Here is a 25,140-nt window from a genome sequence, read left to right on the forward strand (position 1 = left end):
GGAAGAATAAATGGCAGCGAACCGCGCCCCGGAAAACCCGTATCTTGCCGCCCGCCAGGAATGGAGCGAACGCTATGGCTCTTATGTGAAGGCCGCAGCCGCATGGCGCATTGTTGGTGTCCTCGGTCTGGTCATGGCCGTTATCGGCTTCAGCTACGCGATGTATCTGAGCACACAAGTGAGGCTCGTACCTTACATCGTTGAGGTCGACAAGCTCGGAACCGCAGTCACGGCAGGTTTCCCCGAGCAGATCGAGTATGCCGATGTCCGCGTGGTGCGCGCCACACTCGGCAACTTCGTCACAAGCTTTCGCTCGATCACGCCGGATGCGGTGGTGCAGAAGCAATATATCGACCGCACCTACGCCCTTCTTCGCACGTCCGATCCATCGACGGAGAAGGTCAACGCCTGGTTCCGAGGCAATTCTCCGTTCGAGAAGGCGAAGGCTTCGACAGTTGCCATCGAGGTCAACAACATCGTCGCGCTTTCGAACCAGACCTATCAAATCGACTGGACGGAATATGACCGGGACCGCAAGGGCAAGGAAACCGGCACGAGGCGGTTTCGCGGAATCGCGACTGTGACGCTCACCACGCCACAGGATGAGGCGACGATCCGCCTCAATCCGATCGGCCTTTATGTTCGGGATTTCGATTGGACGGCACAGCTTTAAGGGCAGGGGATTCTCAATGCACAGAACACGACTACTGTTAGCAGCCGCCGGCTGCATGGCCGGGCTCGTCCTTGCGGCGGGCGCACATGCGCAGAGCATGACGAGCAACGAAGTAAAAGGAACGAATCTTTCCAGGAAATGGCGCGGCACACCGGGGCTGGTCACGACAGGTCCGGACGGAAAGGTCATCTTTCTGTTCGGCGAGACCCAGCCGTCCATCATCTGCTCTCCACTACAGGTCTGCGACATCGAACTTCAGGGTGGCGAGATCGTGCGAGACGTGCTTGTCGGCGATACGGTGCGGTGGAAGGTAGAGCCGGCAACGTCGGGTGCGACAGGCGGACAGGCGATCCACCTCATCGTCAAGCCATCGGAGCCAGGCCTTCTCACCTCGATGGTCGTGACCACGTCACGGCGCACCTATCATATCCAACTCAAGTCTCATCCAAGCCAGTACATGGCGCGCGTCGGGTTCGAGTATCCGGAAGATGTTTCCACCAAACTCGCCGACATCAATTCCCGTCTCGAAACGGGCGGCATTCCAGGCACTGCGCCGGACAAGCTGAACTTCTCCTACACGGTGAGCGGGAGCGCGCCCTGGAGGCCGAAGCGGGTCTATTCTGACGGGGTGAAGACCTACATCCAGTTTCCGAAGTCGATCTCCGGTCAGGATGCACCAGTGCTCTTCGTCGTCTCTGGCGGTCAAAATCGCATCGTCAATTACCGGATGAAGAACGACATGATGACCGTCGACTATGCGATCGACAAGGCGATCCTCGTTTCGGGTGTCGGTTGGCGGCAGCAGAAGATCACCATCCGGCGGGGAGGCTGAACCATGCACCAGCTAGTCGCATTTCTCGCCGCGGCCGCCTTGCTTTCCGGTTGCCAGACGCCAGACGACGCGCTGACCACCAGCTCCACGCCGGTGGCCGTCACCGGACCCGCCGCGAGCGCAATCGCCGGCGACATGGCAAGCCGCTTGGCTGAACAGATCGGCCCGGCTGGCGGTGCCGCCACGATTAAAATGGAGACGGACACATCGGAGTTCGCATCCGCCCTCAAGGCGGCGCTGAAGGGGTGGGGCTACAAGGTCGTTACGGACGGCAAAGTCGCCAAAGACATCAGGCCGGTAGAGCTTGCTTATGCAATCGACGGTTTCGACGAACAGGTGCTAGCACAGGTATCGACGCCTTCCATCGCTCTTGGCCGCGCTTACACGCCGACAGCAGCCGGCGCGACGCCGGCCAGCCCCCTTTCGATCATGCAGCGCAACTGACGGAGATTAACATGGTCCAATCGCTCCAGCTTGGCACGTCGAGCCAAGCCGACGATCAGCAGGGCATGCGGCGGCTCAACCGCCTGCCGATCATCGTCGCCATCATCGTCATCGTGCTGTTCGTCGGCGTGGTCGTGATTGGTCTGTCGCTGCGCGGGCTTTCTTTCAATCGTGGCGATATCGAGGGTGCTTCCAACAGCCCTGCGGCCAGTTTCGGTGACCAGCTAAAAAGGGGTGTCACGGATGGCATTATCGGTGAGCCAGAAAAACAGGAGGTGTTTCAACCGACACCTGTCGTGGTGGAGAATAAGGAAAAGCAGGAACCGGTCGTCGAACGCCAATCAATGGAACGACAAGACCGCCGACAACGGCTCGAATCTGAAGAAGAGTGGAAGGCTCGCCTGAAGCGAGAGCAGGATGAACAATATATCCGCGAGGCCCAGCGCCAACGCATGGCGCGTCTACAGGCTCGTGCCATGGCGCTCGATTCGCCGCTGAAGGTAGACGTCTCCGACGTTGAGAAGGCTGCAAGCTCCACCAACGACACCGGCCGCCAGCCGACAAATATCGCAGCAAACAGTGCCTCAGACCTTTATGCTGCCGCCATGAAATCCGGCCTGATAGGACAGGACGTCGATCAGAACGGGCAGACATCGAAAGAGGACTTTTTCAATCAGGACATCAAAGATCTCGGCTACCTGCCGAACCAGGTGGTGCCACAGATGTCACCCAATGAATTGAAGCGCGGTTCGGTCATCCCGGCGACATTGATCACCGGCCTCAATTCCGACCTGCCGGGGCGCATTGCCGCTCAGGTCAGCCAGAATGTCTACGATAGCGCAACCGGCTATCGCCTTCTCGTCCCGCAGGGCGCAAAGCTGTTCGGTCGCTACGATTCCAAGGTCTCATTCGGCCAGGAACGTGTTCTCGTCGTCTGGACTGACCTCATTTTCCCGAACGGGTCTACCCTGCAGATCGGTGGCATGGCGGGCACCGACGCCGAAGGATATGGCGGCTTCCAAGATAAGGTCGACCGCCATCTTTGGAGGACCTTCGGTTCCGCAGCCTTGGTCGCAGTCATCGGGACGGGGATCGATATGTCGATGCCCGAGAGTTCGACGCTCGCGACGCAGGTTACCGCCTCGGATGCAGCACGACGGAATTTTGCCGAGTCATTCGGCCGGGTAGCGGAAGAGACGATCTCGAAGAATCTAAACGTTCAGCCGACAATTCGCATCCGGCCGGGCTACAAGTTCAACGTCCTGGTCGATCAGGATATTGTTTTTCCGTCTGTCTATAGCGGCCGCTAACCAGGTAAAGGATCCTCAGATTTTCGCGACATCACTGAACGTCGCAAGGTCATTCCGCGTGGCGACGCAGGTGTGACTAAAATTCTCTACAAAAATCATCGTCTTTAGATCAGAAAGAGTTGAATACTCGGCAGAGGTGAATAGACCTAAGCGAGGCAACGAACGTGGATCTGCTTCGCGTAGAAGCAACTGCCGTATCGTCCAATGTCCCATGTGGCTCCGGCTAGCCGAACGGTGGCAACCGGTACCTCGCGGCGTCAGAACGGCGCGACGAGTGGGAGGCTTGCACCGTCGCAAAAGGAGAAAAGTTAGTGGACGGTGACCTTCGCTCTCTCATCGATATGACAGAAGCCGCGCATGATGAACGTATGATCAAAAGTGCTCTGAAGACCTTTGCGCACGCATGTGGCTACGACCGTTTTGCTTATCTGCAAACTGAGGGGTTGGAAATCCGCACATTCAACTCCTATCCGGAGGAATGGCAGGGCGTTTATCTCGAAAACCAGTACTCCCGCATCGACCCGGTCGTTACGGAAGCCAAGCGTCGCATGGAAATGTTTTCCTGGACGGCCGACGATTGGCCCGCTCGTGGAACCTCCGAACTCAGGCGTTTTCGGGACCAGGCGATCGATTACGGCATTCGGAGTGGGGTGACTATACCCGTCGAAGGAAGTTTCGGGTCGACGATGATGCTGACGTTTGCATCCTCAGCGCAGACGGCTGACGTTAAAAAGCTGCAGGATGCGCAAAAAGCGATCCAGGCAGTACTGGCGATCCACTACCGCCTGAAAATCATAGCTGCGACGACGATTGTCGCTCCGAAACGGTTACTTTCACCAAGAGAAGCAACGTGCCTAATGTGGGCGGCAAAGGGCAAGAGCGCTCCGGAAACCGCAATGTTGACAGGGATCAATCCGAGGACAGTGCAGCACTACCTCGATAAAGCGCGCGAAAAGCTCGAAGCAGCAACCGTTCCGCAACTTGTCGCGATCGCCAAAGATCACGGTCTGGTATGAGCGTCAGGCTTCGCCATCTGGGGCAACTTTAGGGACGTAGCCAAGCGCATCAATGATTTCCGACAACAACTCCTGCTGGGCTTCGGATTTTTTCTGACGTGCGACATACTCATCCTGCAGGCTTTTGAGTACGGCGGCGGAGACCGACGGATCGGCGCTCGCGCGAGTCCATTCCTCATAGACAGCCTCATCGGCGGCAATAAGATGGCGGTGCTCACGGATCGCAGCAACTGCCAGCACCTCTAGTTCTGACTCTTGCATCAAACTGTGGCGAGATGAGCCCACATCGTTCATCCGCTTCTCCCTAACTTCATTCTGCTGCCCGAACCTAAGGCTGCGGCCTTATTATATCGGTTGAGCGCCATCACAATATCCGCTGAGCATCATCTGGGTCCTGTGCAATTCATCTCGCGCCTCTCCATACCGACGTCGAAGAGTGCAGGGACTTGAACGACACTGTCTTGCTTATTTGCTCAAAAGGATTCGACCCCCGCTTGTGCTGTAGAGAATACTCCGTGGTAGGAAACTCATCAAGCCGCTGTTCTCCGGATCATGGAGATTCGAGAGGTATTTGCGCGTAATTTGCGAGCTGCACGGCAGGCTAAAGGCTTGTCCCAGGAGGAACTCGCCCATCGCGCGGACATCGATCGCACCTACGTCAGTTCGCTTGAGCGTAGCGTCTACAATGCAAGCATCGATGTCGTTGACCGTTTGGCGACAGTCTTGGGCATCGAAGCCTGTGAGTTACTGAAACGGCCCCCGGAGGAGTCACAGATGCCAACCGCCGAGCTTGACGACTAAGAGAAGTTGTCCTGCCGACTGACGGGTTCATGCCCGGCCGGCAATGCTTCCACGTCAATTGGCTAGGTCCGTCGGCAAGGCTACATCTTTACTCTTGACGACCACTGGATTTGTCAGCTCTCGAGCCAATCGAGGCAACTATTCGTGGTGAAGAATTCACAAGGCGATGATGGCTTTCTCGGCTTTAGGGATTGTGATACAAATCCTAGGATAATAGATCCAATTCTCCGAGCTTTTATATCAATGCCCAGTCCCGTCACGCAACGCCAAATTGCCCGCACCGTGCTAACTGAGCGCGGAATAGCACGTTTGGTGGAACTGCGGAACGCAGGTGTGACGGCTGCCACCATGAGCCGAATGGAACGAGATGGTGAAGTGCTCCGGCTTGCCCGCGGTCTTTATCAACTTCCTGATGCGCAGCTCGACGTCAACCACAGCCTGGCGGAGGTTGCCAAACGCGCACCCAAAGGCGTTATCTGCCTCGTTTCGGCACTGGCGTTCCACGGCCTGACAGATCAGCTCCCAGGACAAATCTGGCTTGCCATAGGCCGTAAGGACTGGGCTCCGAAACTGGACGGCCCCGCTATGCGCATCGTGCGTTTCACAGACGGCCTTCTCAACGAAAGCGTCGAACCCCATGTCATTGAAGGCGTTCCCGTGAGGGTCTTTGGAATTGCCAAGACAATTGCCGATTGCTTTCGCTATCGCAACAAGATCGGCCTTTCGGTAGCGATAGAAGGGCTGCAGGAGGCGCTGCGGCAACGAAGGGCTACTCCTGGCGAAATCGCCAACCAGGCCGAACGCGGTGGCGTCGGATCGGTGATCCGGCCGTATCTCGAGGCGCTGACCGCCAATGGCTAAAGAAATCAGAAACGTCGGCGCCTCGGTGCGCGCCCGCCTGTTGCAACTCGCCAAGGCAAGCGGGCAAAGCTTCGATCTGGTCCTGACGCGTTTTGCTCTTGAACGGTTATTGTTCCGGCTTAGCCAGTCGCCCCACGCCGGTCGCTTCGTTCTAAAAGGGGCGATGTTGATGATGAGTTGGTTCGACAATCCGCACCGAGGCACGCGCGACCTCGATCTTTTGGGTTTCGGTGATCCGAGTCCGGACCCGATGCTTGAGACATTTCGGGAAATTCTGGCGCAAGAGGCCGACGATGGCGTTACGTTCGACGCTGATACGCTGCATGTGGATCGTATTCGCGAGGCATTGGATTATGGTGGGCTCAGGCTGCGGGTGATCGCTTCGATCAGCGGAGCCCGGATTAACCTGACGATCGACATCGGTTTTGGCGATGCGCTTGAGCCTGGGGTGGAGGTTTTGGATTATCCTTCCATGCTCGATTTTCCGATGCCGCGGCTTCGGGCCTATGCGCGAGAAACGGTCATTGCCGAGAAGTTCCAGGCAATGGTGATGCTGGGGCGAGTAAACAGCCGCATGAAGGATTTCTACGACATCTGGATCCTCAGCAGTCTTTCGACTTCGGCGATGATCGGCTGGCGTGCGCAATAGCCGCTACCTTTGATCGCCGCGAGACATCGATCCCCATTGACCTCCCCGACGCCCTAACGGACGCCTTTGCCAAGGACCAGCAAAAGCAGCGGCAATGGCGAGCTTTCGTTGAAGGCGTTGCACACAATCCTGGCGATCTGACAGACGTCATCGCGGAGATTGCCACATTCCTGATGCCGCACGCGGTTGCGGCTGCGAGGCTGGACGAATGAGCGGTTTGGTCGCAACCACGCGAGTTCATGGCTCAGCGAACAGAAATCAGATCCTGTCGGGTTTTTTATCGGGCAACTCCATAGCTGGAACCCGTCAGTATGCGGTTTCTTACTGGCTCGCCGCCATTACAACCACGGACCAGGCATCTGGAAGCACAGTAATTTCATGCTTTGGAGCCGCGCTAAATTCTGGCTTGGCCGGAACATGCCTCGCCAATGCGAGGTGAACTCAACGCTATTGCTGACCACCGATGCGGGAAAGATCGATCCGTATCCCCGCATGCCTAACATCCTGCATCGTCTCTGGCTGTACGTCTTTCGGCGTCGCTTCCTCGCCATGCACTAACTCGGCGGGACGCGTCTGATCGCTTTGCTGCGGCGCTTCGATGGGTATGCCAGGATCCTCCGCCTGAAACACGCTCACGCCCTCGAACTCGCCGGTTTTCCATGCGTAGACTGCATCATCAAAAATCTGCGGGAAGACATCTTTGCTCGTGGGGTTGCCATACCATTTCGCAACGATCCTCAGAACCTTGGCGAACATCGCCGTGCCTTTGCGGAGGTTCTGGCAAGGATCGACGAAATCAGGCTTCAAATCAGCGGGCTCCTTGACTCCAACCCCAGCAGGTAACTGAGTCAGACCGACTCGGACGACCGCCTGACCAGCGTATTGGCGCATGATCGCCATCGCCTCCTCAGTCGATGTGGCTTTCGGAACGAGTATTAACCGGCCGCCCGATTTGACAGTGACGGCGAGGGGATCATCCGAGCCCGCGGCCGTCACGAATTGCTCGATGATCGCGGGCTTGAGAGAAGGGTCTGCACATTCGTTTATCAGGGCTGCGTCGATCATGGTGTCTCCTGGGCACTCAAGTGTTGAAGGCAATAACAAGCGGCTTGGCGAAGAGCTTTGCCCAAGCCGTGGCAGTAGTCCGCTGGATGGCGACGATCGACGTCCCATCGGTCCACCAACCGTTCCCGACGGCAATGATGAAGCCCGGATCGTGCAGCATTGACTGAAGCACCGGCCAAACGATCAGTTGCTCGTAGCAGATCAATGGCGCCGCGCGGCCGGCACCGATCGGGACGACCGGGTTCGCAAAAAAATCCGCCCTGGCACCGCCACTCTCCCCGACCAAGAAACGCCACGGCTGCCACATCGAGCCGGGAACCGGCATGCGTTCGCGATAGAGGATACGGGCGCCCTTCCTGTCGATCGCGACGACGACATTGTCGTAGCCCCTGGGGTCGATCATCGCGGCGCCGGTGATGACTGTGACATCACCATCGCTGAAAGCGCCTGTCCAAAACCGCTCCACGGTCGATGTCCAGTAGCCAAGTGCACTTTCCGGCAGCACCACATATCGGGCACCATCGCTGACCGCATTCCGCACCGTTGCGATCAGGTCACGCTGGCGGTGAAGATCGACGTCCCGACCGAGCGAAGCGCCCAATTCGAGGTCGACACCGCGCCAGCCATTGGGTAGATGCGGCTCGGTCCACGATGCGGCGGACCACAGCCAAAGGCCTGCGAAGGCGATGGCGACAGCTGGCCAAATGCGGGCTGCGAGGCCCGCGAGGCCGGCTGTCATGAAGCCAAGGCCCCACCATCCCCATCCCGGGAACAGAACACCCGCCGCCGTGACAGGATGCGCCCAGCCTGTGATGCCGAATGGTGGGATGGCCATGATGACGGCCGCAAGGAGATAGCGAGAAGGACGAACGCGCGTGTTCTTTGTCCAGAGGACAGCATGCACCACCACAAAGCTCAAAGAGGCGCACAGCCAGAGCAACAAGCCCGGCCAGATATCCGACGAATAGAAGGCGGCCACGCCTTGCGGCAAACCACGTGACGCGGCCAGGAAATATCCGACGGAGGCAAGTGCCGCCACTAATCTCGTTTGCGCGAGCGACCAGAGAATTGGAAATCCCAGCGCGACGGGTAGAAGCAACACATGGCCGCTCCAGCCCACGACGCCGATCGCGATCGAAGCGAATATCAGCAGCGCCGGCCGAAGGTAATCACGGGACATAGGTGAACACCTCCTGCGCCAGCCCGAAAATGCCGGAGATCGGCACTGGGCCAAAATATCGAGAGTCGTAGGAGCCGGGGAATGAGGAATGCAGGAAGACATATCCTTGCGGGACGATGCCGCTCGGAAAGGGCGTCAACGGCCGGCCTTTTCCATCTCGTAGTGTGAGACTGGAAGAGACAACCACCCGCCCATCCACGCTCACGCTGGCGCCGATTTCGGCATTTTGTCCTGCTACGGCGATCACCGTCTTGATCAACGGTGCGACGCCGCCCGGGCAGAAACCAGAACGGAAATAGCCACGCGCTCGTGCCTCCCGCATTTCCGCGGTTGCCGGTGGGCAGATGAACACCAGATCATTGACAGCAACGGGGCGATGGAGCGGAACGATACGCCATACGCCGAGTGGCTCGCTCGGCGTCAGATTGATGCGGTACCCGCCGGCGAGGCCGGTGCCGATCGCCAGTATGACGACCAATGCGGCCATAAAAATGATTCCAGCCGCTCGTCGTTGTTGTGCGGTCATCGCCCGCCGCGTTCCAGCTCCCGCGGTCATTTCAGCGAGAAGCCTTGGCTCTTCGTCTGACGCAGTGTCTCGGCCTGCTTCAGCGCTTCGGTCGTACGCTCATGAGAGCTAAGTTGCTGGACCGTGCGCATGGAATTCCACGCGGACTGGACCTCGGCCTTCTGGCCAGCCGTCATGCCCGATGTGACGGTCTCGAAGGTCTTGCCGCTCGTGTCTTTCGCAGCCAGAGGCAGGAAGGTCCGTTCCCCGAAACGTTCGGAAACCGCCTTCGCGAAACCTTCGAGTTCGGCCTTCACCATTCTGTCGGCCAGAGCATATTCGAGGCCAGCCGGAAGATCGTTGCGATCGATCCCGTCGCGCACGCGTTCGAGCGTTTGCTTGGCCGCTGGAGAGAGTGCCGGGATGTCGACGGATACCTTGAGGCGGACCGCGCGCTCCTCCGTCTCATGTTTGAATTCGGCCTCGGCCCGCTCACGAAGGTAGCGTTCAAGATTTCGGGCGAGCGCCGGTACATTGGCGAGCGCTTTTTCCCGGTCCTGCTTGTCGCCACGGCTGGCGAGAAGACCGGTGTTGCCCTTGAGCGCGCCAAAGCTCTCTGGCTCGCCGGCAATCCTTGCCAGGGTGGACTGCGCGACCGACTGGTCCTTCAACATCGTATCGACATTGATCGCCTTGAAGGCAGCTTCCGGCTTCGCGTAGACGAGCTGGAAGCGGGTCGAGACGTCCTCCCATTGCTTCTTGAGCCCGGGATCGGCGGCGAGCTTGTCCTCGACAGCCCGCTCAAGCGATTTCGGGAAGGTGGTGATGCCTGATACCATGGGCTTGTCCTCCTTGATGGCGTTCGGGATCGATTGGTTGTTGCTACCGCGAACCAGTCCACGCGCAGCGCCGATGGCGGCTAGACGGGCACCGAGATCGGCGAGCTTTCGTTTCTGCCGGACGGTCCATTCGAGCCGATCGCGAGCGATCGTGCGGGCGACATTCATGACGTGCAGGCCTCGCGCCTCGGCAAAGCGCAAGGCTTGGCCGTACGAAGAGCTCTTCTCGTAATCGAGCGTCGTCTCCTTGGCGTTCCGGCGCGACAGGATCGGGATAAGGCCACCGGATTTCGCGAAGGAGCGTCGGCCGTAATAGACGGCGAGATCCTCGCGATGGCGTGTCATGGCGACATAGGTGAGATGGCGATCTAACGAGAGGGAAGCAAGCACCTTCACCCGGTCAACGGTCGCGCCCTGGCTCTTGTGTATCGTCGTCGCATAGCCGTGGTCGAGATTGTTGTAGAAACGTTGCTCGACCGTGACCTGCCGGCGGTGCTCACCTTCACCAACCTCGGCAACGATACGATTCCTGGATGCCTCGACGACCTTGCCAAGCATGCCGTTCTTGACGCCAAGGCTGCCCTCGTTCTTGAGGAACACGATCTGGTCGCTGGTGGCGAACATGCGGGTCCCTTGCTCGGTCTTGAAGGCAAACCCGTTCGCGACGACGCCACGCTCGACCAGCTTGGCGCGGGCCATATCGTTCAACATCCGGACGTCGCGGCGAAGGTGCGCGAGGATCAGGCTGGTCTTCGATGGATCGTAGCCGTGGTTCCAATCGGCAATGAGACTTTCGACCGCCTGCGCCTTGAGGTCCAACCCCCTGACGTGCCCATGTCCGCGATAGGCATCGACCGCTTTGCCGACATTGCCGCGCGCCAGATCGAGCGAGGCGTCGCGCATCCATTGCTGGCGCTGACGATAGATCGTCTCGAGTTCGGCATAGCCGATGCGATCGGCAATGGCGCGGAAGGCGGCTCCCGCCTCGATCGGCTGAAGCTGTTCGGGGTCGCCGACCAGAACCAGTTTCGCACCGGCCTTGGTGACGGCTTCGACGAACAGAGCCATCTGCCGTGACGACACCATGCCGGCCTCGTCGAGTACGAAAACAGTCTTGTCGTCGAGCTGGTTGCGACCCTGGTTCCAGCGAAGCTCCCACGACGACAGCGTGCGGGAAACGATGCCAGCTTCCTTCTCCAAACCTTCAGCGGCTTTGCCAGCCAACGCTCCGCCGACCACACGATAGCCGGCCGTTTCCCACGCCTCGCGCGCAGCCTTCATCATCGTCGTCTTGCCGGCGCCGGCGCGGCCGATGACAGCGGCAATCCGCGTGGCCCCGGCGACATGCTCGATCGCCGTTCGCTGCTCGTCCGACAGACGGGAATGGCGCGCAAAGGTCGCCTCCAGAACCGCCTCGCGCACACCATGAGAGGCGCGACCGGAGAGCCAGATCGCGCGATTGGCCATCTCGGCTTCAAGGCGGATCATCTCGCGCGTGGTGTACTTCGCGGATGTCCGACTACCTGTCGCAAAGTTGATTCGCTCGCGTTCGAGCCTGAGCGCTTCTGGACTTTGCAGAATGCGGACCATCAGACTTTGGAACAGAACGACATCGTCGATATAGCGATACAAGACCTTCGCAACATCGCGTTCGTCGAAGACGCTCTTCTCCCGCGTGATCAGGTCGAGCACGATCTCCAGACGACGCTGGATGCGCCGCGCGTTCTCGCTGCGGCGCGCCTCCTGAAGCTCAAGGCGCTCAAGTTTGGGAGTCGAGGTCTCCGACTTGTGGTCGGATTGCTTGGCCTTGCGCTCGATGGCTTTGGCGCCGACACCGAGGTGAATGGTTGGCTCGAGGTCGATACCCTGCTTTTCGAAGGAACGGCCATCAATGCGGATATCGAGGCCGGCAAGCGCCAGATGTTTGTTCTGGCAGGCAAACCAACCGTCGCGAAACGCGTTGAAATCCTCAGTGCTGCCGGCCCATAGCTGATAGACGATCTTGCCGGCGTCATTGCGGATCGGCTTGCCGTCCGGGGCGAGAACCGCTACCTTCTTCGAGCCGAACCCGTCTTCGGCCAGCGGCCGCAATGTCGTCATCAGATGCACATGCGGATTGCCCGGCGCATCGTGATAGACCCAGTCGGCGACCATACCCTTCGACGTGATGTGGCGCTCCACGAAATCCCGCACGAGAGCGATGTTCTGCGCGGCCGTCAGCTCGAGCGGCAAGGCTATGGTAACGTCCTTTGCAAGCTGCGCGTCGGACCGCTTCTCGAATGCCTCCACCTTGTTCCAGAACGCCTCGGATGCGCCGGCGACCGAACGATCGGCAATCATCGAACGTAGCCATTCGGGCGAGTCTGTCGGAATGACGAACTCCTCGTGCAGGAGGCCTTGCTTGCGGGTGTAGTCGATCGTCCGGGCTTCCCGTTCAAACTCCATCTTGGCGCAATGCCGGTAGGCTGCCGATAGGACGGCGCTGCGGCCGGAGGCACGGGCGACGACGCTGACGGAGAAGTGAGGGACGGCCACGGCGGAGTTCTCTCCCGGTTGCGAACGAAATCAAAGAGTTCGTTGGGAGCAGCGGCCCCACCAGGCTCTCTCAGCAACACGTCGCGCCAGCGACGTATAATTGCGCCCTTGGAAGCCGCTCCTTCGGAACGGCCGGGATCATTCCCGAAAGCATCGCCCTTGGCGATTGTAGGATTCACAGTAGTGCGTTCCGCACTCCGGTCCGAAAAACTGGGTTCGAAAGACAAGCTTTCGCACCCAGGGAGACAGACGGACATGAAGAAGCCATCCGCGAAACTTCGCGACGAAATCGCCAAGCTGCAGGAACAGCTCAAGATCGCCGAGACCCGGGAAGCGGAACGCATCGGACGGATCGCGCTCAAGGCGGGCCTTGGCGAGATCGAGATCGACGAGGCGGAGCTTCAGGCAGCGTTTGAGCAACTGACCAAGCGATTTCGCGGAGGGCAGGGCGCTACGGCCGGAAAAGAAAGGGGAGGGGCAGCCGTCGTCTCGCAGCAAACCGCGCCGGTCACGTCTGGCGCGGGCGCGGGCAGCGCTGGCGAGGCTTGAACGCATGGCGAGGACGATGACATCCGACGCCCGCAAGAAGGACACGCGAGAAAAGATCGAGCTCGGCGGACTGATCGTCAAGGCCGGTCTGCGCTACGAGAAGCGAGCACTGTTGCTGGGCGCGCTGGTCGATGCAGCGCGCCGCATCAAGAGTGACGATACCGAGCGGTCCAGGCTCACGGCAATCGGCGTGGAGGCCTTCGGCAATGACGATCAATAGGATTGCGCTCGTCGTCATGCCAGGGACGTTGATGATCCTGGTCGTCATCGGGATGACAGGGGTAGAGCAGTGGCTTTCCGGTTTTGGCAAGACCGAGGCCGCGCGACTGGCATGGGGGCGGGCGGGCATCGCATTGCCCTATGTGGCCAGTGCGGCGATCGGAATTCTGTTGCTGTTTTCGAGCGCCGGTTCGATCAATATCAAGCAGGCAGGTTGGGGCGTCGTCGCGGGATGCAGTGGGACGATCTTGATCGCAGCCATTCGCGAAACAATGCGCCTTTCCGCTTTCATGACAGTACCCGCCGACAAGACGGTCTGGGCCTTTCTCGATCCGGCGACGTCGATCGGCGCGAGTGCGGCGCTCTTATGTGCCGGCTTCGCGCTTCGCGTGGCGCTCATCGGCAATGCGGCATTCGCAAGGGCCGAGCCAAAACGCATTCAGGGCAAGCGGGCGCTCCATGGCGAAGCGGATTGGATGAAACTGACGGAGGCAGCAAAGCTGTTTCCCGATGCCGGTGGTATCGTCATCGGCGAGCGCTATCGGGTCGACAAGGACAGTGTCGGGAGCCAAGCGTTTCGCGCCGACAGCGCTGAGACGTGGGGCGCCGGCGGCAAGTCGCCGTTGCTGTGCTTCGATGGCTCGTTCGGCTCGTCGCACGGGATCGTCTTTGCCGGTTCCGGTGGCTTCAAGACGACGTCGGTGACGATCCCGACGGCACTGAAATGGGGCGGCACGCTGATCGTGCTCGATCCTTCGAACGAGGTCGCACCGATGGTCTCCGTGCATCGCGGCGGAGCCGGAAGGGATGTATTCGTCCTCGATCCAAGGAAGCCTGACATCGGTTTTAACGTGCTGGACTGGGTCGGTCGTTTCGGCGGGACGAAGGAAGAGGATATTGCCTCGGTCGCCTCCTGGATCATGAGCGACGGCGGAGGCGTGCGTGGTGTCCGTGACGACTTCTTTCGCGCATCGGCGCTGCAACTGCTGACGGCGCTGATCGCCGATGTCTGCCTGTCCGGCCGCACGGACGAGCACGACCAGACGCTTCGGCAGGTGCGCATGAACCTCTCGGAGCCGGAGCCGACATTGCGCAAACGGCTGCAAGACATCTACGACAATTCGGGCTCGGATTTTGTGAAGGAAAACGTCGCAGCCTTCGTCAACATGACGCCGGAAACTTTCTCCGGCGTCTACGCCAACGCGGTCAAGGAAACACACTGGCTTTCCTATCCGAACTACGCGGCGCTAGTATCGGGAAAGAAGTTCGCGACCAACGACATCGCGGCCGGCAATACGGACGTCTTCATCAACATAGACCTCAAGACCTTGGAGACCCATTCCGGTCTTGCGCGCGTCATCATCGGCTCGTTTCTGAATGCGATCTACAATCGCGACGGACAGATCAAGGGGCGCGCCCTGTTTCTCCTCGATGAGGTCGCGCGCCTCGGCTACATGCGGATCATAGAGACGGCACGCGATGCCGGTCGCAAATACGGCATCACGCTGACGATGATCTATCAGTCGATCGGCCAGATGCGCGAAACCTATGGCGGTCGCGACGCGGCAAGCAAGTGGTTCGAGAGTGCCAGCTGGATTTCGTTTGCCGCGATCAACGATCCAGAGACCGCCGATTACATCTCCCGACGCTGCGGCATGACCACGGTCGAGATTGACCAGGTGAGCCGCAGTTTCCAGGCAAAGGGATCATCACGAACACGCTCGAAGCAGCTCGCTGCCAGACCACTCATTCAGCCCCATGAAGTTCTGCGCATACGCGCCGACGAACAGATCGTCTTCACCGCAGGAAACGCGCCGCTCCGATGCGGACGAGCCATCTGGTTCCGGCGCGACGACATGAAGGCATGCGTCGGCACGAACAGGTTTCACATGATCGGGGATACGCCAAAGCCTGCATGATCCAAGCCGGCGCGCGGTGCAACCGAGCAAGGCTGATCCAGGAAAAAGAAGAGTATCGGAGAAATCAGCATAGCGACGCCCGACGGGCGAGATTTCGGGAATTCTCGTTGCGTGACGGGAGGAAAACAGGGCAGCCGCAGGAGCCTCAACATAGTGGCCCGAAGGGGAGGCGGGATCGACTGCCCCCGCCCGTCGCGCACCATTTTGCCGGCCACACCGCAGCCCGGAGCCAAGCTCCTCCGTAAACGCAGATGAAACCGGGTCCGACATAGGTTGAGACGAAACGAGGGGATCGGAAAGTGGCGAAATCAAATGTGGTTCCGTTTAGAAAGCCGCCGAAGGCCGGAGGCGGTCGCGACCGGCAGCGCGCGGGTGGAGGACTGCTGAGATCTGGGCGGAACAGATGGCGTAAACGCTCGACGGCAGTTCTATGCACCGTGATCATTGCTGTTGGGGGTTGGCTTGCCTATGGCGGCGCCGACGTTCTCCCCGATCTCGCCACTTTGGCCAAGAAACCGATGACGGATTCATTGTCGACCGCATTTTCGATGTGCGACGGAAGCCATCGAGCGAACTGCGTCGTCGACGGCGACACATTCTGGTTCAACGGCGAGAAAATCCGCATCGCCGACATCGATACGCCTGAACTCAGCCCGCCCCGGTGCGAGGCGGAACGGATAAAGGGTGAGGCGGCAAAATCCCGCCTGCTGACGCTGCTCAACGCTGGAAAATTCTCGCTAGCGGCCGGGTTCCGTGACGAAGACAAATATGGACGCAAACTGCGAACCGTATTTCGTGCAGGCAATTCGCTGGGCAATGCCTTGATCAAGGAAGGGCTTGCCCGATCATGGGATGGTGCCCGACACGGCTGGTGCCAGGGCGGGTGACAGCCATCATCACCTTCCCTGCACGGGAGAGGGATAGGGGTTTGGGGAAAGGGAGGAGGGAACCGTCTCCCTTTCTCCCTGGGAGGAAGTTTGAAGGAGGGGCATTGCCCTTCCTTCATGGGGTGAGATCGAGAGGGGCGGCAGAGCCCCCCTTTCATAGCCGCTCCGCTCGGTCGATCCGGCTGGAGGGGCTCATGTGAATAGGCAAAGACCAGAGGCGACAAGCCGCCTCTGGTCTCGACCTCAGTCGCTCGGATCGAAAGGCTCTTTGTCCTCAAGGCCGGTGTGCCATCGTTTGTCGGACCACCGCGACGGGAGGTAGATCTCATCACCGCCGAAGTGCGCAATGATGATCTCGCTGGCCTCGTGGAACAAACCGAAATCGACCTTGTTGTCGACTGCCCAAAGCAGCGCTGCAGACAGAAACTCCCGCGAGATATCGGCGGGAAGATGCACTTCCGCATCGAAATTTCGGCGCAGCCGTTCAAGCCAATCCGGCTGTTGATCCGGCCGCTTCTGATCTTCTTCCACCACACGAGCGAATTGATGCTTTGTCATCAGAGTCTCCTTTTCGTTTTCTGACGAAAGGTGTCGGCACCGTAGTCCGTGAGGGGTCAGGGACCGCGGAACGCGGCCGCCCTGCGGCGAGCGGAGGAACCGATTTTCTCTGTGCCGCTTGCGGCGTTGGGAAAATTGGGGGGGCCGCGATGTCCTTGACGCCGGAGTGCGACCTGAAAGTCGCATGAATCTCTGTTTCGAGAGGAGAACACGTGATGTGAACTTTACGAAACCGACCGTTCCATCGGTCGTTCCCTACCCGAACATGCGAAGTTGGCAACGACTCCGTGTGGAGCTTCGGGGACAACGTAACCACCGGGTGACCGGTCCACCGAACCGTGAGGCGAAGTGGAAACTGCCAGCACAAAGGCGGTGAGGTGCAAGGGATGAGCAATGACGACCAACACAAGTGAACTTCCGATAAACGCCGTAACAAGGAACAAGCCAAATGTGCTGATAGGCTTGAACCAAAAGGTGTGCAGCAAGGTGTGGTCCTTTCCGGTTGGACCTCCATGGACGGAAAGCTGCCGGCGAAAAGGAAGGGTCCGACTGGCTCTGAGATTCATGCGGAACAGGGTAAGCCCATAGCGCTGCCGGTAACGGCAGGCGAACCGTAAGGAACGCTGTTGGTGTTGTGGGTAAAGGAAGGCGGAGAAAGCGAAGGCCCGGCTGTAATGGTCGGGATACGGGCTGCAACATCGCCCGACACGAAAGTGGGCAGACTTCCGCTCGGTCATTCATGGCGAGAGAACATGACTAATTGCTGGACGAGGAAAAGCAGATGACGGCAATCGGTGCGAAAGCAGCGAATGCTGGTGCGTCCTCGCACGGAGGGCAGATTTGGGATCAGACAGACTGGTCGCAGATTGAAGCAACCGTGAAGCGACTTCAAGTGCGTATCGCCAAGGCCACTCGCGAATGCCGATGGGGCAAGGTAAAAGCCTTGCAACGTCTGCTGACCCGCTCGCACAGCGGCAAGATGCTGGCTGTGAAGCGGGTGACGGAGAATCGCGGGAAGAAAACGCCGGGAGTGGACGGAGAAATCTGGACAACCCCGGTGGCCAGATGGAAGGGAGTAATGTCGCTGCGGCATCACGGCTACCGTACCATGCCGTTGCGACGCGTTTATATTCCCAAGAGTAACGGCAAGAAGCGCCCGCTCGGGATACCCCGTATGCTGTGCCGCGCAATGCAAGCCTTATGGAAGCTTGCGCTGGAACCAGTGACGGAGACCTTGGCGGACCCGAATTCCTATGGATTTCGGCCCAAACGCTCGACAGCCGACGCCATTGAGCAGTGCTTCATCACGTTGGCAAGACGGAAGTCCGCCACGTGGGTTCTAGAGGGCGATATCAAAAGCTGTTTCGATGAAATCAGCCATGATTACATCCTCGAGCATATGCCTATGGACAAGGCGATCCTGCGGAAGTGGCTTCAAGCCGGATATGTTGAAGAGGGAACTCTGTTCGAGACGCGGGCGGGAACCCCGCAAGGGGGCGTGATTTCGCCCACAATCGCTAACAGAGTGTTGGATGGGCTTGAGGCCGCAGTCGATGCAAGCGTGGGATCGTCGAAATCCACGTACCGAAAAGCCAAGCCCCACGTCATCCGTTATGCCGACGACTTTATCGTAACCAGTGCATCGAAAGAGGTGCTGGAACACAAGGTCTTGCCGGCGATCAGGAAATACCTGGCTGTTCGTGGACTGGAACTCTCGGACGAGAAAAGCAGAATCACGAACATTGCGGATGGTTTCGATTTTCTGGGCCAGAATGTGCGAAAGTACAACGGCAAACTTCTCATCACGCCGTCCAAACACAGCGTCAAGGCGCTGCTGGATAAGGTCCGGAGAATCATCAAAGGCAACGCCGCCATCGCGCAGGAAGGATTGATACAAATGCTGAACCCGATCATTCGGGGATGGGCGATGTATCACCGCCATGTCGTGGCGAAGGCGACCTTCTCTTCGATAGACTTCTACATCTGGCGCATGCTCTGGAGATGGGCGTGCCGACGACACCCTAACAAAGGAGCACGGTGGATCAGGAGAAGGTATTTCAGGGTCAACGGTAGCCAGTCATGGGATTTCAGCACGGAGGACGCCAAGTATGGGCTTGTCCGTGCAGCGGCTGTCCCAATCAAGAGACATGCCAAAATTCCGGCGCTGGCTAACCCGTTCGATCCCACATGGGATGACTACCTCGCCCGCCGTCAGGACGCGAAACATACCGCCGGGGAGCCCGGTGTCACAACGTGGCGCTGGAGAATGGCTTGAGCCGGGTGCGGAGTGATCCGCACGCCCGGTTCTTAGGGGGCGGCGGGGCAGCAATGCCCCGCTGCTACCCGACACGGCGGGTGCAAAATGGGGTGTCAGAGAGAGATAGAACCGCGTCCGGAAGGGACGCGACCGCTTGCCATCTCCGATGGCCGTAGGACCTTCCGGCTGTCTCCGGACAACGATTTTTGACAGGGGCATGCTTCCTGCTGCGAGAGGATCGTGACCCGGCTGGGCGGAGACCGCGTGCGGGCTCCGGTCGCAGCGCGACTAGAGCCGTGCGCCGTCAGCGCCTCGCCCGAGCCCACTCTTCACGGAAATGAATCGGTCGCAATTGTTCGATTCACATATGTCGTTGGACGTGTCGCTAGCCTGTGACGATGATGTCAACATGATCAAGCAACCCTTTCAGATCTATATCGAACGAACTGACGCGGCGAAGAACATGGCCCGCTTCTACGCCCTGCAGATTTCCGTATCGCTATTCGGGGAAACCTGCCTGACGAGACGATGGGGAAGGATTGGAACGTCGGGGCAGATGATGATGCACCACTTCGGGCGGGAGGAAGAGGCCGTCAGACTGTTCCTCGATCTGACACGGCAGAAGAGGGCCCGTGGCTATCGCCCGAGAGCCGTCACGCAGCGGCCGCTCCGCTGATCCAAGACGGCACCTCCCGCGGAACGAACGAAAGAGGCCGCCGAAGCGGCCGTGGTGCGTCACCTGCGCCGGTTCCAGTCGGTCTCGAACGAAACCTCGATCTCGACGAAGAACGGGATCTTGATTGCGAGCTTCAGCCCGAGCTTTCCCTTGCGGAAGAAATGACAGATTACCTTGCAGAGAGTACGGAGCCGGCGGCCTGTGGCTGCGAGGAACTTTGCGAGTTGTTGCATGGCATGTTCTCCTTTCGAATTGCTGATATCGCGGGGATCGAAAGCAGACCTCGGAGGAACGCCGCACCGGAACGGTCGAAGCGCCAGCGCAGAACCTGGAGCCGCCTGAATTTTGCTTGGGCGAGGAGCCGCTTGCGGCGGGGAAAATTCTGGTGGCGCAAGGTTGCGGCGTGGTGAAGGGACTGCAACATCCCTGGCGTAGATGTTAGCCGTATCGAAAGGAGAGATGCGACCGTGCGGTTCGGCCTGAGTGGGAAGCGTCGGAAGCGGTCACGGTGGCCGCCGAAGAAAGGGAGAGTAGCCGCCTCAGAAGGGCGGCTCGGCCTCGATTGCGCCGGCCTGCTCGGCCAGTTGCACGGCGAGCTCCGCCCGGGCAAGTTCGAGCTCGCCCTCGATCTGGCGGCGCTCGGCGGCGTCGCAGGTGTTCTTCAGCTCGGCACGCAGTTCCTCGATGTGCTGTTCGATTTTCATGGTCTCATCTCCTTGAGTTCGTGAAAGACGAGCTCGCGGGGCGGGACGGGGTGGTGGGGTCAGGGATCGCGAACGCGACCGCCAGCGGCGGCGTGTGGGGAGCCGATTTCGTGTTGGCGCCACAGGCGTCGATGCGAAATTGGGGGAACCGCTCGTCCTTGAGGCCGCCATCCCGCCCCGGCACCATCTGGCGATCTGAGCGGCTATTTCCGTTTCTGTATGGCACCGGAAAAGCCGAAACCGGGCTCGACGCCCGGTACCGGCTTCTCATTTTGGCGGAAGAGGCCCCGCCCGGCTGGCGGCGCCTCGAGGACCTCAGTCCCGGTTCGGGCGGGACCAGATCAGCTGGAAGCCGTCTTCGCCTTCGACTTCCGTCAGCGTCGCGTAGATCGGAGCCGGGAAGCTCGGGTCGTCGAGCTTGACCGAGAGGTAGTCGCGGTCGCTCTCGTTGGAGCGCTTCTGCCAGGCGGCGCCCAGTTCGACATTATGCGGTCCACCGCATAATGTCGATTATGCCGAGCACGTGCTTATGCGGAGTTCTTTTCACTGAAGGCTGGATTCCCCGGCGGTTGCGATGGATTTTGCTCCGCATAATCCCGAGGGAGTGGAAGGCGGCGCCCCGCTTTGAGCGGAGCGCCGTTGAGCTGGTCAGCGGGACCATATGAGCTTGTGCTCGCCCTTGTCGCCCTGGACGAGGGAGGCGTAGACGGGCGCCGTGAAGGACGGATCGTCGAGCTTGAGCGAGAGGTATTCGGCGCCCGTTTCGCGGGCGGTGCGGCTCCAGCCGGCTCCGAACTCGACACCCGTTGCTGTGACGCGGAAGTCAGGAGCGCGATCGTTGTCGCGGTCGCAGGGTTTGATGGATGCCTTGACGTTGAGGGTGAGGGTCTTGATGGTACCGGTGTAGGCGCCGGTTTCGTCGCGGGTGAAGGTGCCAATCTGGGCCATTGTCTTGATCTCCTGAGGTTGTTCGAAGCCGCCCGATGCGGCCTCGATGGCGGTCGAGAGGCGACGGATTGGTCGGGACGCATCTGCAGGACCGCAGCGTGAGCGAAGGACGGCGGCAGCCGAGCTTGTTGGCTCGCGAGGAATGGCCGCTTGCGGTCAGGGGAAGAAGGTCGGCGGAGCCGTTGCAGGCCATGGCCGGTCCGGCGCCAGACCAGCCCAAAAGAGAGGTCGTATCGGGGGCTTTGCAGCAGTGTCGTCAGAAAGCGACATAGGCGATCGGTGCCTCCCATCAGCATGAACAACGTGCCGCCCGGTGCCCAGCGCTCCCTCCCGCGGCTCCGGATACCATCTTACAAGGTCCCACAAGACACGTTGCATGCGCCCGACGAGGTACAGTGACCATGTCGAGCGCAACGTCAGATGGAGCGGAATCGCCCGTCTTGACGAGGAACTCCACTCAGCTGCGGATCCGCTTCGAATGCGTGGGTTCTTCCAAGCCCGAGAGCAAGGATGCGATCAGGGCATCCGGCGCCTTGAACCTGCCGCGTCTCAGTTCAGGAGGAACGACCGCCTCGACCGCTTCCAATTTTTCGGTTGGGTCCATGCGGAGATAAACTTCCGTTGTGCGAATGTCGGCGTGGCCGAGCCACAAGGCAACCTTGCGAATGTCATGCGTCGCCTGCAGCATGACCACTGCGCAACTGTGCCGAAGCTGATGCGGAGAGACACTTCGGTTGCGCAGAGATGGACAAGTTTCAGCTGCCTTGTCGACATGCTTGTCCAACACATACTCGAAGCCAGCACGGGTCATTGGCTCGCCGCGGGCGTTGACGAACAATTCCGGCACGCGGACATCGCCTCTTATGCTCAGCCAGGCACGGACATCTCGTGCCGTGTCCTTCCAGAGCGGCAGGCAGCGCTCCTTCCTGCCCTTGCCGCGAACCATCACGCTCGCGACCTGTCGAAGCGACAGATTTTCGGTGAGGACGCCGATCAGTTCGGAGACGCGTAAGCCTGCGCCAAAGCAAAGGTGCATCATTGCCCTGTCGCGAACGCCCGACCGCAACGAAAGGTCGGGAGCGTCGAGGATTGCGCGGACCTCTTCCATTGTCAGGTAAGGGATGAGTTTCTGGTCATGGCGCTTGGGCGGGATTGCATGGACACGGCCAATCTGCTCAAGCGCTGAGGGAACCTTGTGCTCGACGTAGCGCATGAATGTCTTGATCGCAGCGAGACGTACATTGCGCGTCGCCGCGCCATTACCTCGATCCTGTTCGATGTGGTTCAGGAAGGCCACGATCATTGGCGCATCAAGGTCTTCTATTGCAAGCAAGGATGGACGGGAGCCCAGCCGCTTTGCGGCGAAGTCGAACAGCAGCTTGAAGCAGTAGGCATAGGTCTCGCAGCTCTGCGGACTGTAGCCTCGCTGGCCCGGCATGTAGTCGCGCAGGAATCCGGTGATCAGTGGGGCGAGCTTCGTCATGCGGCGCTCTCCCCAACCAGCATTTCCGAAGCGGCGGCAATATCCGTCATCATTTCCGGCGTTGCCTCAAGATACCAGTAGGTGTTTCGGATATCGGCATGGCCCAGATAGGTCGACAAAGCGACGAAGTGTCGAGCGACAACGCCGCGCTCGGCTCCGCACTGTTCCAGCACCCGGGTTGCAAAGGTGTGACGAAGATCATGTATGCGAGGCTGTTGCCGGCGTTCTGGAGCAACCCCTGCCCGTCGGAGAATGCAGCGGAATGTATAGTTCACGGTGGTCGAGAACATCTCCCGATGTTGGACTGATGGAAAGAGCCAGTCACACACGCCGGCGTGTTGGCGGCGGGCTTCAAGATAGGTTTCAAGCGCCTGGACAACCGTCACATGCAGCGGCACGAGCCGGCTCTTCCGGAACTTGGTCTCACGGATGTGCAGGACGCCCCCATCTCGGATATCGTCGAGCTTGAGCGCCAACGCTTCCGATACGCGGAGTCCCGTGGCTGCAATCAACCCGAACAGCATGACATAGAGCTGGCGCCGCAACGGATTTGGTCTCTGATGCCGAAGCTTGCCGGCCATTTCGAGAATGCGCGTGATCTCGTCAGCGGTGTAGATGTAGGGGACCGGTCGCTTTTCCGAGATTCGCTTAACGTCAGCGCGTGGAATTTCGTGCCGCGAATCCTCGGCGTGCACGAATCGGGCAAACAGGATCAGGTCCGTCAGGCGTCGCGCCCGAGCGCCAGGTGTCCGGGCGACGATGGCCAGCCATGATAGAACCGACGAGACGCGAATGTGGGTTTCCCCCCGATCCGCAGCGAAGCATGCAAAGGCGCGAAGGTGTCGTCCGGCCTTCACGAGCTTGTAGCCGAGCGCGTGACGAAGGGAGATGTAGCGATCAACGTCATCGTTCAGCATGGCAACCTCCCGCCCCATGGCTGAGCAATCTCCGACAGGAGGTCGATATCCACCTTGGCATAAAGCGCCGTAACGGATGGCGAGCGATGCCGTAGAACGGCGCCGACGCCACCGAGACTCGCGCCATTCCGCAACATCGCTGACGCCGCCGAGTGCCGGAGAACATGGGCGCCGCGATGAACACTTTTGATCTTGGCCCTGTCGAGCGCGCGCCGCACGATACACTTCACCGTGATACGGCTTATCGGCCGGATCGGGGCGGTGTCCGTCAGGAATACACGAGCCGTCGCACTGCGAGGGCGTGCCCGCTCGATATAGGCAAGCATGGCGTCGCCAATCTCCTGGGTTAGCGGCAAGTGCTCCTCGCGCCGGGCTTTGCCGACAAGCGTTATCAGGCTGTTCTTCCAGTCCACGTCGTCGAAGTTGAGATTGGCGACTTCACCCGCTCTCAACCCCAGTCGGACAAGCAGAAGGAGGATGGCCCGGTCGCGTAACCGGCCTTCGCCATCGCACTCGGCAAGGAGGCGTTCGATATCAGCTTGCGCCAGGAAACGCGGTGTTGTCGCCAACTGCCAACTGGCGAAGCGCGGAACCGCATGTTCCCGCCCGACTGGGCATTGTCCAATGGCCACAAGATACCTGAGGTAGGCGCGCGTTGCGACAGTGACACCTTGAGCTCGGCCGCGGCCATGCGGTTTGGCGCGCTCTAGGACGAAGTCACGGATCGCGGCTGCCGTATAGGCTTCCGGAGCCGTGCCGAGCAATGCCAGAAGGTCGATCAGGACCGGCTGATAGGTATCGAGCGTGGAATCCTTGATGCCGCGCTGTTCCTTCATCCAGCGTCTGAATGCGGCAAGCGTCGGCCAGGTATCCTCCAACGAAGAGGGCTGCTCTTGGGGCAGAATGTCCTTCTCGCGCAGATAAGAGATGAAGAGCCTAGCCGCACCCTGCGGAGCGCGGGCAGTTTTCCCGCCCTGGAACACCGAGGCCGATACACTCAAGCCCGCGGCAAGTGTGTCGACGTCGTAGCCAGCGGCGTGTACCCAGTCGCCCCACAGCGCCAGCAGGCGTATCACCTCAACGGTTGTCGCAGGCGAATAGCTCCGCTGAGCGAGCCAGCTCCTGAACCCGTCGACATGTGGCTGTAGCCACATGATCCGGACATCGACGCTGCGGCGATGCCTACGCTTTCGTTTTGTCATTCTGGTACCCTCGATGGTTGGTCGTATCGGAGAAGTCCGACGTGTCGAGCAAATCGAAGGAATCAAATTCATTCCAGCGGCAAGCGAGCAGCAGCTTATCCGTCTTCATCA

Annotated in this window: 25 protein-coding genes and 2 pseudogenes; 14 read left to right on the top strand and 13 right to left on the bottom strand. The window is 59.8% G+C overall.

Going from position 1 to position 25,140, the window contains the following annotated elements; translation table 11 throughout:
• Nucleotides 1–10: 10 nt before the first annotated feature.
• From J2J99_RS31285 to J2J99_RS31305, 5 genes are all read left to right on the top strand, one after another.
• Entirely contained in the window at nt 11–673 is a 663-nt protein-coding gene (locus J2J99_RS31285) for a conjugal transfer protein TrbF (RefSeq protein ID WP_168302054.1), read from the top strand.
• Nucleotides 674–689: 16 nt separating this feature from the next.
• Nucleotides 690–1,505, top strand: coding sequence for a P-type conjugative transfer protein TrbG (gene trbG, locus J2J99_RS31290; RefSeq protein ID WP_138397155.1), 816 nt, complete (start codon nt 690–692; stop codon nt 1,503–1,505).
• A 3-nt stretch (nt 1,506–1,508) separates the two neighbouring features.
• Nucleotides 1,509–1,949 carry a conjugal transfer protein TrbH gene (gene trbH, locus J2J99_RS31295; protein ID WP_138397156.1) on the top strand — a complete coding sequence of 147 codons (441 nt, stop codon included), beginning with the start codon at nt 1,509–1,511 and terminating at the stop codon, nt 1,947–1,949.
• 11 nt (nt 1,950–1,960) lie between these two features.
• Complete coding sequence (gene trbI, locus J2J99_RS31300) at nt 1,961–3,259, top strand: IncP-type conjugal transfer protein TrbI (RefSeq protein ID WP_168302055.1); 1,299 nt, start codon at nt 1,961–1,963, stop codon at nt 3,257–3,259.
• Nucleotides 3,260–3,570: 311 nt separating this feature from the next.
• Complete coding sequence (locus J2J99_RS31305; RefSeq protein ID WP_138397158.1) at nt 3,571–4,275, top strand: autoinducer binding domain-containing protein; 705 nt, start codon at nt 3,571–3,573, stop codon at nt 4,273–4,275.
• Between the two features lie 3 nt (nt 4,276–4,278).
• Here the strand turns inward: J2J99_RS31305 and J2J99_RS31310 are convergent, their stop codons facing one another.
• The gene (locus J2J99_RS31310; RefSeq protein WP_027668120.1) at nt 4,279–4,569 is read right to left on the bottom strand and encodes a transcriptional repressor TraM; all 291 of its coding nucleotides are present in this window, start codon (nt 4,567–4,569) and stop codon (nt 4,279–4,281) included.
• Nucleotides 4,570–4,827: 258 nt separating this feature from the next.
• On the opposite strand from J2J99_RS31310, the gene J2J99_RS31315 reads away from it, so the two are divergent.
• The 3 genes and pseudogenes from J2J99_RS31315 to J2J99_RS31325 all read left to right on the top strand — a co-directional run bounded on the left by J2J99_RS31315 (nt 4,828) and on the right by J2J99_RS31325 (nt 6,798).
• Nucleotides 4,828–5,076: a helix-turn-helix domain-containing protein gene (locus tag J2J99_RS31315; protein ID WP_138397159.1), complete on the top strand. Its 249-nt coding sequence runs from the start codon at nt 4,828–4,830 to the stop codon at nt 5,074–5,076.
• Between the two features lie 243 nt (nt 5,077–5,319).
• Complete coding sequence (locus J2J99_RS31320) at nt 5,320–5,937, top strand: type IV toxin-antitoxin system AbiEi family antitoxin domain-containing protein (protein WP_138397164.1); 618 nt, start codon at nt 5,320–5,322, stop codon at nt 5,935–5,937.
• Nucleotides 5,930–6,798: pseudogene (locus tag J2J99_RS31325) on the top strand (nucleotidyl transferase AbiEii/AbiGii toxin family protein). The gene J2J99_RS31320 and the pseudogene J2J99_RS31325 overlap by 8 nt, the downstream one beginning before the upstream one ends.
• 235 nt (nt 6,799–7,033) lie before the next feature.
• On the opposite strand, the gene J2J99_RS31330 reads toward J2J99_RS31325, so the two are convergent.
• The 4 genes from J2J99_RS31330 to traA form a co-directional block, all read right to left on the bottom strand.
• Complete coding sequence (locus tag J2J99_RS31330) at nt 7,034–7,651, bottom strand: TraH family protein (protein ID WP_138397161.1); 618 nt, start codon at nt 7,649–7,651, stop codon at nt 7,034–7,036.
• A 16-nt stretch (nt 7,652–7,667) separates the two neighbouring features.
• Nucleotides 7,668–8,831 carry a conjugal transfer protein TraB gene (locus J2J99_RS31335; RefSeq protein ID WP_168302056.1) on the bottom strand — a complete coding sequence of 388 codons (1,164 nt, stop codon included), beginning with the start codon at nt 8,829–8,831 and terminating at the stop codon, nt 7,668–7,670.
• Nucleotides 8,821–9,318: a conjugative transfer signal peptidase TraF gene (gene traF / locus J2J99_RS31340; protein WP_245503430.1), complete on the bottom strand. Its 498-nt coding sequence runs from the start codon at nt 9,316–9,318 to the stop codon at nt 8,821–8,823. The genes J2J99_RS31335 and traF overlap by 11 nt, the downstream gene beginning before the upstream one ends.
• 65 nt (nt 9,319–9,383) lie before the next feature.
• Nucleotides 9,384–12,710 (bottom strand): Ti-type conjugative transfer relaxase TraA, encoded by a 3,327-nt coding sequence (gene traA, locus J2J99_RS31345; protein WP_168302057.1) that lies wholly within the window; start codon nt 12,708–12,710, stop codon nt 9,384–9,386.
• A gap of 255 nt (nt 12,711–12,965) precedes the next feature.
• Here traA and traC point away from each other — a divergent pair, with 255 nt between their 5' ends.
• From traC to J2J99_RS31365, 4 genes are all read left to right on the top strand, one after another.
• Complete coding sequence (gene traC / locus J2J99_RS31350) at nt 12,966–13,259, top strand: conjugal transfer protein TraC (protein ID WP_011654562.1); 294 nt, start codon at nt 12,966–12,968, stop codon at nt 13,257–13,259.
• A gap of 4 nt (nt 13,260–13,263) precedes the next feature.
• Nucleotides 13,264–13,479, top strand: a complete 216-nt coding sequence (gene traD / locus J2J99_RS31355) for a type IV conjugative transfer system coupling protein TraD (protein WP_011654561.1) — start codon at nt 13,264–13,266, stop codon at nt 13,477–13,479.
• Complete coding sequence (gene traG / locus J2J99_RS31360) at nt 13,466–15,397, top strand: Ti-type conjugative transfer system protein TraG (RefSeq protein ID WP_207601007.1); 1,932 nt, start codon at nt 13,466–13,468, stop codon at nt 15,395–15,397. The genes traD and traG overlap by 14 nt, the downstream gene beginning before the upstream one ends.
• Before the next feature lie 437 nt (nt 15,398–15,834).
• Nucleotides 15,835–16,284 carry a thermonuclease family protein gene (locus J2J99_RS31365; RefSeq protein ID WP_131714240.1) on the top strand — a complete coding sequence of 150 codons (450 nt, stop codon included), beginning with the start codon at nt 15,835–15,837 and terminating at the stop codon, nt 16,282–16,284.
• A 243-nt stretch (nt 16,285–16,527) separates the two neighbouring features.
• Here the strand turns inward: J2J99_RS31365 and J2J99_RS31370 are convergent, their stop codons facing one another.
• Nucleotides 16,528–16,842 carry a hypothetical protein gene (locus J2J99_RS31370; RefSeq protein ID WP_131714241.1) on the bottom strand — a complete coding sequence of 105 codons (315 nt, stop codon included), beginning with the start codon at nt 16,840–16,842 and terminating at the stop codon, nt 16,528–16,530.
• Between the two features lie 781 nt (nt 16,843–17,623).
• On the opposite strand from J2J99_RS31370, the gene ltrA reads away from it, so the two are divergent.
• Both ltrA and J2J99_RS31380 read left to right on the top strand, forming a co-directional pair.
• Nucleotides 17,624–19,117: a group II intron reverse transcriptase/maturase gene (gene ltrA / locus J2J99_RS31375; RefSeq protein WP_138396904.1), complete on the top strand. Its 1,494-nt coding sequence runs from the start codon at nt 17,624–17,626 to the stop codon at nt 19,115–19,117.
• 391 nt (nt 19,118–19,508) lie between these two features.
• Nucleotides 19,509–19,775: a WGR domain-containing protein gene (locus J2J99_RS31380; RefSeq protein ID WP_343229145.1), complete on the top strand. Its 267-nt coding sequence runs from the start codon at nt 19,509–19,511 to the stop codon at nt 19,773–19,775.
• Nucleotides 19,776–19,834: 59 nt separating this feature from the next.
• Here the strand turns inward: J2J99_RS31380 and J2J99_RS31385 are convergent, their stop codons facing one another.
• The 7 genes and pseudogenes from J2J99_RS31385 to J2J99_RS31415 form a co-directional block, all read right to left on the bottom strand.
• On the bottom strand, nt 19,835–20,008 hold the full coding sequence (locus J2J99_RS31385; RefSeq protein ID WP_168297143.1) for a hypothetical protein: 174 nt from the start codon (nt 20,006–20,008) through the stop codon (nt 19,835–19,837).
• A gap of 306 nt (nt 20,009–20,314) precedes the next feature.
• Nucleotides 20,315–20,479 carry a hypothetical protein gene (locus tag J2J99_RS31390; RefSeq protein WP_168297144.1) on the bottom strand — a complete coding sequence of 55 codons (165 nt, stop codon included), beginning with the start codon at nt 20,477–20,479 and terminating at the stop codon, nt 20,315–20,317.
• A gap of 315 nt (nt 20,480–20,794) precedes the next feature.
• Nucleotides 20,795–20,965, bottom strand: a pseudogene (locus J2J99_RS31395) (DUF736 domain-containing protein); the annotation flags it as partial.
• 162 nt (nt 20,966–21,127) lie between these two features.
• Nucleotides 21,128–21,427 carry a DUF736 domain-containing protein gene (locus J2J99_RS31400; protein ID WP_128409065.1) on the bottom strand — a complete coding sequence of 100 codons (300 nt, stop codon included), beginning with the start codon at nt 21,425–21,427 and terminating at the stop codon, nt 21,128–21,130.
• Between the two features lie 457 nt (nt 21,428–21,884).
• Nucleotides 21,885–22,910, bottom strand: a complete 1,026-nt coding sequence (locus tag J2J99_RS31405) for a tyrosine-type recombinase/integrase (protein WP_168297145.1) — start codon at nt 22,908–22,910, stop codon at nt 21,885–21,887.
• Complete coding sequence (locus tag J2J99_RS31410; RefSeq protein ID WP_130827582.1) at nt 22,907–23,827, bottom strand: tyrosine-type recombinase/integrase; 921 nt, start codon at nt 23,825–23,827, stop codon at nt 22,907–22,909. Before J2J99_RS31410 ends, J2J99_RS31405 begins: the two co-directional genes overlap by 4 nt.
• Nucleotides 23,821–25,029: a tyrosine-type recombinase/integrase gene (locus tag J2J99_RS31415; protein ID WP_168297146.1), complete on the bottom strand. Its 1,209-nt coding sequence runs from the start codon at nt 25,027–25,029 to the stop codon at nt 23,821–23,823. The genes J2J99_RS31410 and J2J99_RS31415 overlap by 7 nt, the downstream gene beginning before the upstream one ends.
• Nucleotides 25,030–25,140 lie beyond the last annotated feature (111 nt).

Origin of the sequence: Rhizobium binae, assembly GCF_017357225.1 — a bacterium.
Classification (GTDB): domain Bacteria; phylum Pseudomonadota; class Alphaproteobacteria; order Rhizobiales; family Rhizobiaceae; genus Rhizobium; species Rhizobium binae.